Origin of the sequence: Glycomyces sp. YM15 (assembly GCF_016918015.1) — a bacterium.
GTDB lineage: Bacteria > Actinomycetota > Actinomycetes > Mycobacteriales > Micromonosporaceae > Glycomyces.
Genome location: NZ_JAERMK010000019.1, coordinates 33,525 through 48,790, shown reverse-complemented (window position 1 = coordinate 48,790; position 15,266 = coordinate 33,525). Strand labels below are relative to the sequence as shown.

Annotated in this window: 9 protein-coding genes and 1 pseudogene; 2 read left to right on the top strand and 8 right to left on the bottom strand. The window is 70.3% G+C overall.

Going from position 1 to position 15,266, the window contains the following annotated elements; all coding sequences use genetic code 11:
• Positions 1-4: 4 nt before the first annotated feature.
• Positions 5-250 (bottom strand): annotated as a pseudogene (locus tag JHY01_RS19555) (VOC family protein); the annotation flags it as partial.
• Positions 251-396: 146 nt separating this feature from the next.
• On the opposite strand from JHY01_RS19555, the gene JHY01_RS19550 reads away from it, so the two are divergent.
• Together JHY01_RS19550 and JHY01_RS19545 are read left to right on the top strand one after the other, a co-directional pair.
• Positions 397-1,146, top strand: a complete 750-nt coding sequence (locus tag JHY01_RS19550) for a hypothetical protein (RefSeq protein ID WP_205327361.1) — start codon at positions 397-399, stop codon at positions 1,144-1,146.
• Positions 1,147-1,222: 76 nt separating this feature from the next.
• The gene (locus tag JHY01_RS19545) at positions 1,223-2,101 is read left to right on the top strand and encodes a DUF2397 family protein (protein ID WP_205327360.1); all 879 of its coding nucleotides are present in this window, start codon (positions 1,223-1,225) and stop codon (positions 2,099-2,101) included.
• Positions 2,102-2,193: 92 nt separating this feature from the next.
• Here the strand turns inward: JHY01_RS19545 and JHY01_RS19540 are convergent, their stop codons facing one another.
• The 7 genes from JHY01_RS19540 to JHY01_RS19510 all read right to left on the bottom strand — a co-directional run bounded on the left by JHY01_RS19540 (position 2,194) and on the right by JHY01_RS19510 (position 15,200).
• Positions 2,194-3,252, bottom strand: coding sequence for a WxL protein peptidoglycan domain-containing protein (locus tag JHY01_RS19540; RefSeq protein ID WP_205327359.1), 1,059 nt, complete (start codon positions 3,250-3,252; stop codon positions 2,194-2,196).
• Between the two features lie 89 nt (positions 3,253-3,341).
• Positions 3,342-3,947, bottom strand: coding sequence for a hypothetical protein (locus tag JHY01_RS19535; RefSeq protein WP_205327358.1), 606 nt, complete (start codon positions 3,945-3,947; stop codon positions 3,342-3,344).
• Positions 3,948-4,096: 149 nt separating this feature from the next.
• A complete protein-coding gene (locus tag JHY01_RS19530) occupies positions 4,097-8,428 on the bottom strand; it encodes a family 43 glycosylhydrolase (RefSeq protein ID WP_205327357.1) in 4,332 nt (1,443 codons plus the stop codon).
• Positions 8,429-8,547: 119 nt separating this feature from the next.
• A complete protein-coding gene (locus JHY01_RS19525; protein WP_240193015.1) occupies positions 8,548-11,427 on the bottom strand; it encodes an immunoglobulin-like domain-containing protein in 2,880 nt (959 codons plus the stop codon).
• Positions 11,428-11,542: 115 nt separating this feature from the next.
• On the bottom strand, positions 11,543-12,574 hold the full coding sequence (locus JHY01_RS19520) for a hypothetical protein (protein ID WP_205327355.1): 1,032 nt from the start codon (positions 12,572-12,574) through the stop codon (positions 11,543-11,545).
• Positions 12,571-13,638 carry an ABC transporter permease gene (locus JHY01_RS19515; RefSeq protein WP_205327354.1) on the bottom strand — a complete coding sequence of 356 codons (1,068 nt, stop codon included), beginning with the start codon at positions 13,636-13,638 and terminating at the stop codon, positions 12,571-12,573. The genes JHY01_RS19520 and JHY01_RS19515 overlap by 4 nt, the downstream gene beginning before the upstream one ends.
• A complete protein-coding gene (locus JHY01_RS19510) occupies positions 13,635-15,200 on the bottom strand; it encodes a sugar ABC transporter ATP-binding protein (RefSeq protein ID WP_205327353.1) in 1,566 nt (521 codons plus the stop codon). Before JHY01_RS19510 ends, JHY01_RS19515 begins: the two co-directional genes overlap by 4 nt.
• Between the last annotated feature and the right edge of the window lie 66 nt (positions 15,201-15,266).

Here is a 15,266-nt window from a genome sequence, read left to right as displayed (position 1 = left end):
CCGCTTATCGGGTCGGCCATCCACCATAGGGGACGGTGATCAGCTCCAGGTTGTGGCCATTGGGATCGAGGAAGTACACGCCGCGGCCGCCGTCGTTGCGGTTGATCTCGCCTTCGCGCCGGTGCCCCGGGTCGGCCCAGTAGGTGATGCCCCGCTCCCTGATCTTGACGAAGGCTACGTCGAACTCCTCGTCGGAGACCAGGAAGGCGTAGTGCTGCGGGGCGATGCCGCCCTTCGGCGCGGTCGCGAAGACGGCTCTTCCACAGGATAGGCGCCATCCCTGCGTGACCAAGCCGGAAGCGGCCCGGCCAGGGGAAGCCTGTGTGACCATGTCCAGATGAACAGGCAGGCAGCAGGGCGAGGCACCGTCGTCATGCGGTTGATCGGCTGACGGCCATGGGTGCGTGGTTCAGCGACCGGATCATCGACGCAGGGCGACTGCCGTTGTTCTGCTTCTTCTCCGGCATCGTGGTCGGGTTCCTGTTCATCCGCCTGTCGGTCCGCATGATCAGGGCCGACGTGCGCTGGTGGCCGGGCAATGTCACGCCCGGAGGCATGCACCTCCACCATATGGTGTTCGGACTCGGATTCATGGTCGTCGGCGGAGTCGCCGGGCTGGCCGTCCCCGACGAGCTCGAGGGATGGACGGCGGCCGCCGCCGCGCTCTTCGGCATAGGCACCGCGCTCGTGATCGACGAGTTCGCCCTGATCCTCCATCTCGACGATGTCTACTGGTCCGAACAGGGCCGGATCTCGGTGGACGCCGTGTTCGGGATCATCGCGGTCACCGCGTTGCTGCTCTTGGGCCTGCATCCGTTCTTCGGGTTCGAACCCGACGAGAACCTCTCGGGCGTCTGGCAGGCGTGGCCCCTGCTGATCGGGCTCGGCCTGGCCGTGATCACCGTGCTCAAGGGCAAGATCTGGACCGCGGTGTTCGGTGTGTTCCTGCTGCTGCCGCTGCTGCTGGGCGCGATCCGGCTGGCGCGGCCGCAGTCGCCTTGGGCGCGATGGCGCTACCGGGCCGACAGGCCGCGCGGGGCCCGCAAGTCCGAGCGGGCGTTCAAGCGCGAGAACCGACTGCATCGGCCGGTCGCTCAGCTCAAGAACCGCCTCCAAGACCTGGTCGCGGGGCGCCTCCGCCAGTGAACCGGTCAGCGGTGTGCGAGCGGCCGCTGCTACCGTTGTTGAGGTCGCTTCCATTCCGTGACCGGAAGACTTCGCAGTGACCGACTCCCCTACGTACGCTTTCGGGCTGGACGCGGTCGGGCTCGACGACCGCATGCGGCTGTTCAGCTTCATCACCGCCCCTGAACGGCACGACTACCTTTGGGTGCTGCGCGCCATCGACCGGGCCCGCGCTAACTACCAGGTCGTGCTGTCGACCGAGGCGGTCTCACAGGCGCTCGACGAGCTCGCCGAGCGGGACAGCAGCTGCCCCGGCGGCGGCGAGGTCGATCTGGCCGCCCGCTTGGACGCGCTCGACGACTGGGGCGTACTCGACCGGACCCAGGACGCGGCTCGGGCCGCCACGATCGCCGAGTACCGGCGCCGCCACTCGGTCTACCAGTTCACCGAGGCCGGCCACCGGGCCTTCACCGCGGTGGAGTCGGTGCTCGGGGCGACGATGGAGGAGACGTCCTTGTCCCGCATCGTGTTCCGGGACCTGCTGGAGGACCTCGAACAGCTTGCGACGGCCAATCGAAGCGGCGACGGCGACACGGGTTCGCGAGCGTCTCGGCGACCTCCTCCATGTCCTCGAAGGACTTCGCGGCATCGACGACGATTTTCGTCGATCGGGCGCAATCCCTCCGACAGCCGGCTCCTTGGAGCCGCAAGCACGGCGCGGCTCCTTCGGAGGGCCGACTTCGACTGGGCGGGCCTTCGCATCGTCAAGCGCGGGCTCGAGCGGTTCGCCAACGCCGAACCATGGCGCATGTCGGCTGAGGACTACCGCTCTGGCGCCAAAGACATCGCCCTTCGCGGAAGCGGCGTCGAGACCCCTTGGGATCATCGGCTGGGCGAGTGCATGGCCGCCGAGGGGCGAGCGGTGATGGAGGAGAGTCTGATCGGCCTCCTGCTGCAGGATCTTCGCCGAGGTTGAACCCGGGCGGCTGCGCCGGCGATCGACGCACGAGCGACCAAGTCCACGAAGTGGATCTGGTCGAGTGCCCTGCCCGACAGCGCACCGGAAGCTCAGGCGTGTTGCTCCAATGCCTCGCGGCGTCCTTCTTCGCGGGCCTGCTCGAGTTTGCCCTCCAGCCGCGCTCGCGACCGGCGGCGGCCCCGCAGGCTCGAACCGATCAGCAGCGCGATGCCGGCCAGAACGAACAGCTGCGGCCACGGGACGGCCCAGAATCCGGCGTCCGCCTTCACGGGTTCGATCACGGTGTCCTCGCCTTCGCCGACCACGGTCGGCGTGACCGTGACCGAACCGGGCACGAACACCAGCGGCCACACGTCGTCGACCGTCACCGTGAACGCCCGCCGGTCCCCCGGCAGCAGTTCCTGGTCGATCTCGTCCGGCCCTGGGAAGGCGACCTCCCGCCCGCCGGCCGCCACGACCCCGGTCACCAGGAGGCGGGCGTTGCCGGTGTTCACGACCTCGAACGACACCTGCGCCGCGCCGGGCGCGAGCGGATTCCACGACAGGTCGTATGAGGACGCCACCGCCTCGACCGACGCGGCGGGCGCCAGCTCGCCGGTCACACGGGTCATCACGCGGAACCCCACCCGGGACTCCACACCGACCGTCGCGCCGTCCTCCCCCACCTGCTGCGACAGGACCGACGCCGCGATCCCCGCGGCATGGTCGCCCGGAGTCGCGTTCTCCGGCACCGTGGTCGTGAACGGCACGGTCACGGTCTCGTCCGCGCCGACCGTGACCTCGTCCTGCACCTCGATCCACAGCCCCGCGTCCACGGACTCCTCGTCGGAGGGCAGCATGCTGAAGCGGCCGTTGTCCTGGAAGTAGCCGTCCGCCGCGGAGAGGCGGAACGTCACGTCCTGGTCGGACAGATTGCGGACCGCCAGGTATTCGGTCGCGGTCTCGCCCGGGTCGAGTTCCTGCTCCACCCAGGACCGGCCGTCCTCGCCCGCCTCGTCCGCCGGACGCACCGACCAGGTCACCGTGCCCGAGTCCTCACCCGGCGTTTGCGCGGCGGCGGGAACCGCGGGTCCCGAGGCGACCAGGAACACCGCGGCGGCGGCGCACAGACCGCGCACCGCGTGGGAGGAGAACGAGGGAACCATCATCGGCCTTTCCGGAGATCAGGAGGCGGCCCGAACGCGGGCGTTCGCTGAGGGGCGGGTGCCGCGAAGGGCCGGCACCCGCCCGACGGGCCTCATTCGAACAGCGAGAGCGTGATGTTCGAGGTGTACGAGCCGGGCTCGACGTCCGCCGGAACCTGCAGCGTCAGCAGTGCGCTCGCCTCCCACGATCCGATCGCCTCCTCGCTCGTGAGCGCCATCGCCAGCAGTTCGCGACCCTGAAGGCCGACGTTGTTCGGGGCCCCGTCGGTGTCCAGTGCCGGAGCGACGTCCGGGCCCACGGCGACGGCACCGGAGCCGTCGTCCACGAGCGACGGCGACCAGCCCAGGTTCTCGGCCCCGATCGGCGCCTGTCCCGCATCGCCCACGAAGCTCGAGGCCGTGCCCTCGACCCACCAGAACGCACCGTCCGGGATCTCCTCCGCGGTCCGCGTGTCCGTCACGGTCACCGTCGGCAGCTCGCCCGTGAACTGACGCACCGTCTCCGTCGACCCGTTCTCGGCCAGCGTCGTCGTCGTACCCGCCACGCTCATCGCCAGCACACCCGGTTCGGTGTCTTCGATGGTCACGTTCACATCCACATCAGAACCGGTGCCGACCTGCTCCTCCGCGAACGCCGCACCCGCTACCCCCGCGAGCATCACGCCGCCGAACGCGGCGACCGACACCCGCTTCACCATTCCACGATTCATTTCGAGAGACCTCTCTTGGACTTGCGTGGGCGACCGTCGCCCTCCAGACCGGACGACGCTCGCGTCATCCGGGAATGCCCCGCCGGACTCGGCGCCGACGGGGCCGGGCGGCGGCCAGGGGCCGCCGCCCTGCCCCCTCAGCCGCAGTTCGCGGCAGGGAAGGCGACTTCCTGCAGTGCGGCGGCGCCGTCCGCCGCCGTCGCGGTCACGGTCACCGTGCCCGCCTCGATCTGCGCCGCCCGGGTCGTGAACCCGCTCGTCGCCGTGCGGCCCGCGGACACCGACGCGATCGTCTTGTCGCCGTAAGGCGTCGACACCACGAGCGACACCGGTCCCTCGCTCTGGTTCATGACCGACACGGTCAGCACGACCTTGCCCGCGATGCACCGCGATCCCATCGCCACCGCGAACTCCGGCCCCGGCGAGGGCACGGTCTGCGGCTCGACGCTCGAAAGGGTCGGGGTGACGGTCTGGAACAGGCCGTCCTCGCCGATCTCGAGCCTGTCGATGGTCGTCTCGCGGTGGGTCCCGTCGCCGCCCGAGAGCGCGAACCGGTGGTAGGCGATGTACCAGTCGTCCGTGCCGGGCACGTTGATGATCGAGCTGTGGCCCGTCCCCTTGATGCCGAGCGACGTGTCCTTCTGGAGGATCACGCCGCGGTACGTCCACGGTCCGTCGATGCTCGTCGACGTCGCGTAGCCGACGCGGTAGTTCTCCGAGCCGGTGTCGTCGATCGAGTAGGTCAGGTGGTACAGGCCGTCGCGGTAGTTGAGGAACACGCCCTCGCGGAAGTCGGTCAGGCCCGAGATCCGCTGGTAGGTGCCGGCTTTGATCGACACCATGTCGTCGTTCAGCTCCGCGATGACGGGGCTGCCGTTGCCCCAGGCGAGGTAGTACTTCCCGGAGACCGGGTCGTGGAAGGCCGCGGGGTCGATCGCCTGGCCCGAGGTGACGGCCTCGTTGTTGAGGATCATCGCCGTCGGCTGCGCCGTGAACGGCCCCTCGGGGCTGTCGGCGACCGCGACGCCGATGGTCTTGCGGTTCAGGGCCGTGTTGTGGCCGCTGAAGTAGAAGTAGTACTTCCCGTCCCGCTCGATGATCGTCGGCGCCCACGCGTTGCCGCTCGCCCAGGGGACGTCGCCGTTCGCGCCGTCCAGGGTCAGGAAGGGCTCATCGGAGCGCGTCCAGTCGACGAGGTTCTTCGAGGACCACACGTAGAAGTCCTTGCCGCCCCAGCCGGGGTACCCGTCGGTGGTCGCGTAGATGTAGTAGGTGTCGCCGAACACCGCGATGTTCGGGTCGGCGTAGAGCCCCGGCAGCACCGGGCTGTTCACGATCTGGGCGGAGAACGTCCACGTCGTGGTCGCCGCGCCGGCCGTGACCGTGTACTCGACGGGCGCGGACAGGTCCACGACCGTGCCCGACGGAGGCGAGACCGTGGCGCCGGTCGCCGAGCTGAAGATCGGCGCGAGTGCCGAGACGTCGGTGCCCTTCACTACCGGGAGGACGACGGTGTGCGCCTGGGCGTCGACGAGCGGCGCGGTCGCGAGCGCCGCGGCGTCGGTGAGCGACACGTCGGTGATCGCGCCCGTCGCGCCCGCGGCGTCGAGCACCTCGGCCGAGCTCAGCGCGCGGTCGTAGATCGCGAACGACCGGAACTTGCCCTTGAAGCGGGCGTCCTGCTCGTACAGCGAGCGACCGAGGTAGTTCGCCCAGGTCTCGCCGCCCGAGATGTCGCCGGGATCGATCGTCACGCCGTCCTTCACAGCGACGAGCACGCCGTCGAGGTACAGGCGGGCCGTCTCCCCCTGGAGCGTGTAGGTGAGGTGCGCCCAGCGTCCGCGCGGCAACGCCGAACCCGAACTCGCCGTCTGCTCCGAGGAGTACGTGCTCGCCGTGATGCTCGTGCGGTACGAGCCGTTGCCGGTCGTGAAGAGGTACCCTCGTCCGGCGCCCGCGGCGTCGGTGTTGCCGAGCCCCCAGATGAAGTAGCTGCCCGACTGCGTCGTGTCGACCCAGACGTCGGCGTCGACCGAGATGTCGGTGAGGCCGGCCATGAGGTCGTCCGGCAGGTCGACGTAGTCGTCCGTGCCGTCGAAGGCGAGGGCGCCGTCGGACCAGGTCGCCCCGTTGATCGTGGCGTCCCGTCCGTTGCCCGACACGTCCGTGAGCGTCGTCCCCGCGCCGTCGGAGAAGTCGTAGCGCACGACCTCGCCGTTCTCGTTCGAGGAGATCGGCTCCCGGCCCTCGTAGAGGCCCGCCAGTTCCGCGGCGGTCACGGGGATGACGGTGCCGTGGCGCGGGCTCGCGGGGAGGTCGTATGCAGAGGCGACGGTCCATCCGCCGGTCGCGATGTCGTCGGTGACGAGCGGGATGTAGCCGCGTCCGCCGTACTCGTCGACGAACAGGTAGTGCTTGCCGCCGCCGTTCACGTCGCCGGGGTTGGACTGGAAGATCGAGGGTCCCTCGACCGCGCTCGTGCCGGCGTCGCGGCCGATGCACGAGTCGATCATGGTCCACTCGGGAAGCGGGGCGCGCAGGGAGGCCGAGGACTCCTGGATGATGTCAGAGCATCCGGTCGTTCCCGCGCCCTCGTCCTTCGTGAAGCGGTAGTAGACGCCGTCGTGCAGCGTGACGGTGGAGTCGATGCGCGACTTGCCGTCCTGCCAGATCTGCGGCTCACTGAACGTGACGAAGTCGCGCGTCGTGGCGTACAGCATGCGGTTGTAGGTGCTGCCGGTGTGCCCGGGGTCGCTCTCCGCGTACAGCTTCGAGGCCCAGAACACGACGTAGGCGCCGAGGCCTTCGTCGTAGAACGCCTCGGGCGCCCACGTGTTGCCGGCCGTCTCGGGCGAGACGAGCACGTGCCGCTGCGCCGACCAGTTCACGAGGTCGTGCGACTCCCACACCTCGAGGTACCGGCTGCCTTGGCGCTGGGAGGTGTCCCACGACGTGCCGGAGCCGATCGAGAGGTCGGTCGCGATGAGGTAGAACTTGTCGCCCTCGGGCGAGCGGATGATGAAGGGGTCGCGCAGGCCCTGCTCGCCGTATTGCGAGGACAGGACGGGGAGTCCGCCGTTCAGCTCGTTCCAGGCGAGGGCGTTGTTCCCCTCGCTCGCGGCGAAGTGGATGTTCTCGCCCGCCACGCTGCTCGCGGTGAAGTAGGCGAAGGCGTAGCCCTCGTACTCCTCCTGCGTGTGGGCCGCCCGCACCGTGAGGGCGAACTCGCGGGTCAGGCCGCCGACGGTCGCCGTGAGGACGACGTTCTGGTCGGTGGCGCCGCGGGTGACGACGCCGGGAGCGATCTCGCCGTCGGCCACAGTGGACACGACGCCTTGGGGGGACGCGGTCCAGGTGATGGCGCTCCCGGTCACCGCGCCGGTGGCGGGGAGTGTGATGTTGCCGCGGATGTCGTCGGCGTTCGGAATGGCGATGGCGTCGAGATCGGCCTGGAGATCGGCCTCGCCCGTCGCGGGCACCGTGGCGACGAAGGCGCGCGTCATCGTCGCGGAGCCCTTCACGGCCGTCGCGGTGAGCGTGACCTCGGCGGTGCCGCTCGCGGGTCGCGTCACTCGGCCGCTGGTCGAGATGACGGCCTCGTCGCTGGAGGCCCAAGTGATCGTCGAGCCGTTCGGCGCCGCCGTCGGCAGCGTGAGGTCGGCGGTCACGTTCGAGAGGTCGCCGAGCGCGATCGCGTCGAGGTCGCGCTGCACCTTCGTCTCATCGGACGGCTGGAGCGCGGCGACCTCGGACGCCGAGAGCGCCACGTCGTAGATGCGGAAGTCGCGGACGCTGCCGGAGAGGTGCTTGTCGGCGGCGTAGTTCGAACGTCCGATGTAGTTCGACGTCGTGGTGCCGCCGCCGATCTGCGCCGGAGTGACCGTGACGCCGGTGTTCTGCGCGACCTGGACGCCGTCGAGGTAGAGGGTCGCGGTGTCGGTCGCGTCGTCCAGCGTGTAGGTGATGGTCTTCCACACGCCGCGAGCGAGGTTCGCACCGCTCGAGGTGTTCTGCTCGCCCGACCAGTTGCCCGTCGTGATGGCGGCGCGGTAGGCGTTGCCCGTCGAGAACAGGTAGCCGGTGCCCGAGCTCGAGGTGGCGGGATTGCCCAGACCGTAGATGAAATAGGGCGTGCCCTGTTCCGGGCGCACGAGCACCTCGGTGCTCACCGTGATCGAGGTGAGCCCGGCGAGGATGTTGTCGGGCAGCTTGACGTGATCGTCGGCGCCGTCGAGGCGGACGCCCTCGCCGCCGGTGAGCGTCGCGCCTCCGGCGATCTGGGCGTCGCGGCCGTTGCCGGAGCTGTCGACGGCGACGGTGCCGGTGGTCTCGTCGAGCGCGTAGTGCGCCACGAGGTGGTCGTCGGCCGCGGCCTGCGCCGGGCCGGCGCCCGCGACCGCGAGGCCGAATGCCGTTGCGGCGGCGAGGAATCGGGGTATCAAGCGGCTCGCACGGGATGGGAGGTCCATGCGCTCTCCTTCGAGGGGACGTGGCAACGACGTTGTTACCGGTATCAGATACTAACGGGAGTGAAGCTCAGGAGGCAAGGGCAGCGGCCCGGCCTCGGCATCCGAGGCCGGGTCGCTGCTCAGCCGCAGTTCGCGGCCGGGTAGGCGGCTTCGAGCGAGGCGCCGTCCGCGGTCGCGAGGACCGCTCCGGCGGGAATGGCGGCCTGCCGCGTCGAGAACACGACCGACGAGGTCGCGCCGGCGTCCAGATCGGCGATGGCCCTCGCCCCGAAGTCGGACGTGAGCACGACGTCCACGCCGGCGTCGCCGACGTTCGTCGTCTTGACGACCACGGCCGCCCTGCCGGCGAGGCACCGCACGGACGCGACGACCGTGAGCGGAGCGGTCACGGTGACCTGGGCCGTGACGGGAGCGCGCGAGTCGTCCTGCGCGACACCGGCGACCGTGAAGGTGCCGGGCTGCGCGTACTGTGACGCGTCGATCGCGTCCCACACGACGGCGACGTCCTGCTCCGAGCCGTCGGCCTTGGTGAGGTGCGCGCCGGGCAGGACCGGAACCGTGCCGGCCTTCGTGGTGACGGCGATGTCGGCGGCGCCGGTCACCGCGATGTCCGGCGCGAAGGCCGCGAGCACGGCCTCGTACTCGGCGCGCGTCACCGGGATGACGGTGCCGTGGCGGGGCTTGCCGCCGTCGGCGTTCTGCGGCAGGTTCTCGCGCAGGGTCGCACCGACCGGCTCCCACGCGTCGCCGTCGGCGATGTCGTCGGTCGCGAACGGGATGTAATAGTTCGGTCCGGCGTGGTACGAGGGCTGGTCGATGAAGAGGTACCACTCGTGGCCGTTCACATCGCCTTCGTTGGCGGGGAAGATGCTCGGGCCCTCGCCCTGGGTGAAGGTACCGCCCGGCTCCCCGTTAGGGAGCCCCGTGGCGACCCGGTCCTTCACCAGCGTCCACTCGTCGGCGGCGCCGGTCGTGCCCGGGAGCGTGCCGGTGACGGTCGCGAGCAGGTCGTCCGACCGCTCCTGGCGGATGGTCATCGACGCCTCGTCCTTGATGAACCGGTAGAAGGTGTCGTCGACGCGCGCGATGGTCGCGTCGATGGTGCCGCGGCCGGTGCCGCGCTTGACGTCGACCCAGGGCTTCGCCTCGGAGAAGGTCACGAAGTCGTCGGTCGTCGCGTACATCATCCGGTTGTAGGTGACGGCCGTTCGCGACGACGCGTCGGTCGTGTCGTAGAGGTTCGAGGCCCAGTAGACGACGTACGTGTCGAGCTCCTCGTCCCAGTACGCCTCGGGCGCCCAGGTGTTGCCGGCGAAGTCGCTCGACACCTTGACGTGGCGCTGCTCGGACCAGTGCACGAGGTCGTTGGACTCCCAGACCTCCATGTACAGCGACCCGGTGCGCTGGGCGGCGTCGAAGCCGCCCGCGAGACCGGCGATCTTGAGGTCGGTCGCGAGCATGTAGAAGCGGTCGCCCTCCGCCGAGCGGATGATGAAGGGGTCGCGCAGGCCCTGGGTGCCCAGGGTCGAGGTGAAGAGCGGCTCTCCGTCGTTGAGGGTGTTCCAGCTGAGGGCGTCGTTGCCGCGCGATGCCGCGAGGCTCACCTGCTCGGCGCCGTCGCCTTCACCGGTGAAGAACGCCCAGACGTAGGCCTCCTCCTCGACTCCTGCGGCGGGCAGGGGCTGGAGGGCCAGCGTGATGTCGCGCGTGCGGACGGCGTCGCCGATGCGCGCCGTCGCGGTGACGACCACGGACACCGCGTCCTCGCCCGCCGCGGGGCGGTCGACCACGAGCGTCTGCGTGCCGTCGGCGGCCCCGCTGCGGAGGGTGATGGGCGCGCCCGCGGGGACGGTCCATTCGATGGCCGCGCCGTTCGCGCCGGAGGTCGGCACCGAGACGTTGGTGCGCACGTCGTCGGCCGTCGCGATCGCGATCGCCGCGAGATCGGCGTCGGCCTTCTCGGCGTCGGTCAGGTCCTCGGGGACGATCACCGTGTACGACCCGGTCCGCGTCTCGCCGAGCGCCGTGAACGTCGCCGTCAGCGTGACCGTCGCGTCGCCGGAGCCGGGAGCGGGCCGGACCACCGACGCCGCGCCGCCGTCGACGGCGATGGCGGCGTCGTCCGAGGTCCACGTGATCGCCGCTCCGTAGGCCGAAGTGGGGAGATCGAAGTCCGTGTCCGCGGTGCCCGGCACCGACACGGAGGCGACGGCGCGGTCGAGCGCCCCGTCGGCGTAGAGCGCCTGCGCGTCGGCGGCGGTGAGCGCCGAGCCGTAGACCGTGAGCTCGTCGAAGTCGCCCGCGAAGAACGCGTCGTTGTACGTCGAGCGCCCGAGGTACGCGACGAGGTTGCCGCCGAAGCTCGAGAGGTTCCGGGCGATCGCGTGCTCGGTGGTCTTCACTCCGTTGACGTAGAGGGTGAGCAGACCGTTGGTGCCGTCGATGACGGTGGTGTAGAGCGCCGTTCCGGCAGGGGTCCGCACGCCCGCCGTCGGCGTCGCGGTCGAGCCGGCGCCCACCTCGGTGCCCCAGGGCGCCGAGGCGTTCGTCGAGTTCGTGACGACCGACTTCACGTATCCGCTCGGGTTCGAGGGGTTGAGCAGCCAGTACCCGCTCGAGAAGGACTCGCCCGACGCGACGGGCGCGCCGACGAAGGCGGCCGCGACGTTGGCGGCGCCGGAGCGGCTGGAGACCCAGGTGGACACGGTGACATCGTTGAGCCCGACGAGGTCGGCGGTCGGGATCTCGACGTACGCCGCGGCGCTCGTCGACGAGCCGCCGGGGAGCGACAGCACGCCGTCCGCGACCACGGCGCCCGACTGGCGCACGACGCCGTCGTTGCCGTTGCCGGATTCGTCCGCGATCGTGACGCCGTCCGCGGGCACCTGGTCGAAGGAGTAGTGGATGAGGGGCGCCGCATCGACGGCGTACGCGGGGACCGCCGTCGCGGCGAGCCCGACGGTCAGGGCGGCGACGCCGGCGGCGGCCAGACGGAGCATGCTTCTCAAGGGATTTCGCCTCTCGTCATTGAGATGAACGCTTTGGTGTTGCGGATGGGGGTCCCGCCGGCGCCTCGCTCGGAGCCGGGTCGGTGAGGTGCCGGCGGGCTGGGGGCTACTCGCGGCGTCGTGCCAGGACGGCGCGCTGGAGCAGGACGAACACCAGGAGGATGCCCCCGGTGATGATGGTGGTCGCCTCGGGCGGGATGCCGCCGTCGCGCGTGATGAGGACGTTCATGAGACCGAGGACGAGGGCGCCGACGACCGAGCCGAGGACGAAGCCGGCGCCGCCGGTGAGCAGCGTGCCGCCGATGACGGTCGCGGCGATCGCGTCGAGCTCCCAGCCGATGCCGGTGATGTTCTGGGCGCTGCCGAGGCGGGCCGTGTAGACGACCGCGGCCAGGCCGGAGAGGGTGCCGCTGATGATGTAGACCCACATCTTCGTGGCCGCGACGGGCAGCCCCATCAGCGCCGCCGACTGCTCGGAACCGCCGATCGCGTAGACCGTGCGGCCCATGCGCGTGCGGTGGAGGACGAAGAACGCCGCCACGACCACGACGGCCGCGATGATCACGCCGGGCGTGAGGACGACGTCGTTGACCTTCGGCCCGTCGTAGACCTTGATCTGCGCGCCCAGCGAGCGGACCGGGGAGTCGTCGGCGAGCCGTTCGGGCACCGTGCTGAGGATCGACGCGAGACCGCGCCCCAGGAACATCATCGCGAGGGTCGCGATGAACGGCTGCACGTGGAAGTGCTGGACGAGCACGCCCGAGGCGGCGCCGAACGCCGTGCCGATGAGCACCATGAGGAGCACCGCGAGCCACGGGTTCCAGCCCGCGTTCATGAGCATGACGCCCGCGACGCTGCTGAAGGCGATGACCGCGCCGACCGAGAGGTCGATGCCGCCGGTGAGGATCACGAACGTCAGGCCCACGGCCAGGATGATGAGGTGCGCGTTGTTGATGAGCAGGTTCGACAGCGTGTTGAACTGCACGATGCGCCCGTACGCGGCCTCGCCGTAGACGATCATGCCGATGAAGATCGCGACCGCCGCCGCGGTGGGCAGCGTGTCCAGGTGCAGCGACAGGCGCTTCGCGAGGGCGCGCGCGCCCGTGGGCTCCGTCCGGGTGGTGGTGAGCGTGCTCATGCGGCGACCTTCTCTCGCTCGGCCGGGCGGACGGCGACCGCGGAGCGGCGCTTGCGGAATGCGCGCCGCACCCGCTCCGACTGCAGGAGGCAGAGCGCGACGATGACGACGGCTTTGAAGGCGGGCGTCGCCGACGACGAGACGCCGAGGAAGACGACCGTCTTGTCGAGCGTGGCGATGAGGATCGCGCCGATGACGGCCCCCGTGATGTTGAACTTGCCGCCCGCGAGCGAGGTGCCGCCGATGACGACGGCGAGGATCGCGTCGAGTTCGAGCTGGTACCCCGTGCGCGAGACGTCCACGGTCATCACGCTCGCCGTCGCGAACACGCCCGCGAAGCCCGCCAGCACGCCGCTGAGGATGTAGACGGTGAACAGGAGCGCGCGGCGGTTGACGCCCGCGAGCCGGGCCGCTTTGGCGTCCATCCCGAGCGCTTCGAGCATGAGCCCGAGCGCGCTGCGCCGCACGAGGAGCCCCATGGCGACGGCGAGGAGCAGCGCGAGGAGGAACACGGCGGGGAGTCCGAGGACGTGGCCGTTCGCGGTCCACCGGAACATCTCGTTCGTGGCGGTCGTGTTCTGCCCGCCGGTGATGACCTTGGCGAGGCCGCGGCCGGCGAGCATGATGACGAGGGTGCTGATGAAGGGCTGGAGCCCCACCACCGACACGAGCATGCCGTTGACCGCGCCGAGCGCCGCGCTCACGACGACGACGAGGCCGATCGCGGCGAGGCCGGAGCCGACCGTGTCGGGCGCTCCCTTGAGGAACTCCATCGAGACGGCCCCGGCCACGACCATGACCGAACCGACCGAGAGGTCGATGCCGCGGGTGGCCACGACGAGGCACATGCCGACGGAGATCAGGATGATGGGCGCCGCGGCGCGCAGGATGTCGATGACGTTGCCGACGAGGTTGCCGGACGAGCCGACGGAGACGGCCAGGTAGCCGGGGTCCTTGGCCAGGTTGACGAGGAGCAGCAGCGCGATGGCCACGATGCCCCAGAAGTACTGGCGCCGGACGAGGCCCTTGAGCGCCTCGAACGGGCCGTGCGCGTTCGCGCTCATGTGGTGACCTCCTCGCGGACCGCAGTGTCCGCGCTCGGGTCGCCGAGACCGTCCTCGGCGATGACATTGACGATGGATTCGGCGGACACGCCTTGCCCGCCTTCGAGTTCGGCGATCTTCCGGTGGTCCTTGAGGACGACGATGCGGTCGCTCTGCCGGACGACCTCCTCGATCTCGGAGGAGATGAAGAGGACCGAGAGGCCGTCGTCGGCCAGACCCGCGACGTACTCCTGGATCTCGGCCTTCGCCCCGATGTCGATGCCTCGCGTCGGCTCGTCGAGGATGAGGATGTCGGGCTCGGTGGCGAGCCAGCGGCCGAGGAGGACCTTCTGCTGGTTGCCGCCCGAGAGCAGGCGGATGGGCCGCTCGGGGTCGGCGGGTCGCACGCCGAGCGCCGAGACGTACTTCTCGACGATGGCGTCCTGCTCGCGGCGGGGCAGCGGACGCGCCCAGCCGCGGCGGGCCTGGACGGCCAGGATCAGGTTCTCGCGGACGCTGAGGTCGCGGATGATGCCCTCGTCCCGGCGGTTCTCGCTCGAGAAGGCGATGCGCCGGGCGAGTGCCTTCGCGGGGGACGTGATCTCGGCCTTCTCGTCGTTCATGGTCACCTCGCCCGTGTCGGGGCGGTCGGCGCCGTAGATGAGGCGCGCGAGCTCGGTGCGCCCGGAGCCGAGGAGCCCGGCGAGGCCGACGACCTCGCCGCGGTGGAGGTCGATGTCGATCTCCTCGATCGCGCCCTTGCGGCCGATGCCCTTCGCGGAGTACAGCGGCGCGGCGTCCGAGCGCACGCGGCGGGCGCCCTTCGCGTCGAGGGACTTGAGGGCGTCGACGTCCTTGCCGATCATCTTGGAGATGAGCTGGGCCCGGTCGAGTTCATGGGTGCGGTACTCGCCTTCGAACCGGCCGTTGCGCAGCACGGTGAGGCGGTCGCTGATCGCGTACACCTGGTCGAGGAAGTGCGAGACGAAGAGGATGGCGACACCCTGGTCCCGCAGACTCCGGATGACGGTGAAGAGCTGCTCGACCTCGTTGGCGTCGAGGCTGGAGGTCGGTTCGTCGAGGATGAGCACCTTGCACTGCGCCACCATCGAGCGGCTGATCGCGACGAGCTGCTGGACGGCCAGCGGCAGCGTCGCGAGCGCCTGCTTGGGGTTGAGGTGGCCGAGCCCGAGCTTCTCGAGGGTCTCACCGGCCGCGCGGTGCGTCGCCCGCCAGTTGATGCCCGCCGCTCCCCTGACCTCGTGGCCGAGCATGACGTTCTCGCCGATGGTGAGGTTGGAGCAGAGGTTGACCTCCTGGTAGACGGTCGAGATGCCCGCGTGCTGCGCGTCGGCCGTGCCGCCGAGGAGCCGCGGCTCGCCCGAGATCCGGATCTCGCCCTCGTCGATCCTGTAGACGCCGGTGAGCGCCTTGATGAGCGTCGACTTCCCGGCGCCGTTCTCGCCCATGAGGGTGTGCACCTCGCCGGGGAAGAGCCGGAGCCCCACCTCGTCGAGCGCCTTCACGCCGGGGAACGAGATCGAGATGCCGGCCATCTCGACGATCGGAAGCGATTCTGACATCGCGTGCTCCACATGCTGTCGCCGCGGCCGCGCCGCGGGGGTGGTCTGAGCGGCGCGGGGTCCGGT

Excerpts from the sequence above, each read along its gene's own strand:
- JHY01_RS19550 (WP_205327361.1), top strand. The coding sequence starts at position 397 with ATGGGTGCGTGGTTCAGCGACCGGATCATCGACGCAGGGCGACTGCCG.
- JHY01_RS19540 (WP_205327359.1), bottom strand. The coding sequence starts at position 3,252 with ATGATGGTTCCCTCGTTCTCCTCCCACGCGGTGCGCGGTCTGTGCGCC.
- JHY01_RS19535 (WP_205327358.1), bottom strand. The coding sequence starts at position 3,947 with ATGGTGAAGCGGGTGTCGGTCGCCGCGTTCGGCGGCGTGATGCTCGCG.
- JHY01_RS19530 (WP_205327357.1), bottom strand. The coding sequence starts at position 8,428 with ATGGACCTCCCATCCCGTGCGAGCCGCTTGATACCCCGATTCCTCGCC.
- JHY01_RS19525 (WP_240193015.1), bottom strand. The coding sequence starts at position 11,427 with ATGCTCCGTCTGGCCGCCGCCGGCGTCGCCGCCCTGACCGTCGGGCTC.
- JHY01_RS19520 (WP_205327355.1), bottom strand. The coding sequence starts at position 12,574 with ATGAGCACGCTCACCACCACCCGGACGGAGCCCACGGGCGCGCGCGCC.
- JHY01_RS19515 (WP_205327354.1), bottom strand. The coding sequence starts at position 13,638 with ATGAGCGCGAACGCGCACGGCCCGTTCGAGGCGCTCAAGGGCCTCGTC.
- JHY01_RS19510 (WP_205327353.1), bottom strand. The coding sequence starts at position 15,200 with ATGTCAGAATCGCTTCCGATCGTCGAGATGGCCGGCATCTCGATCTCG.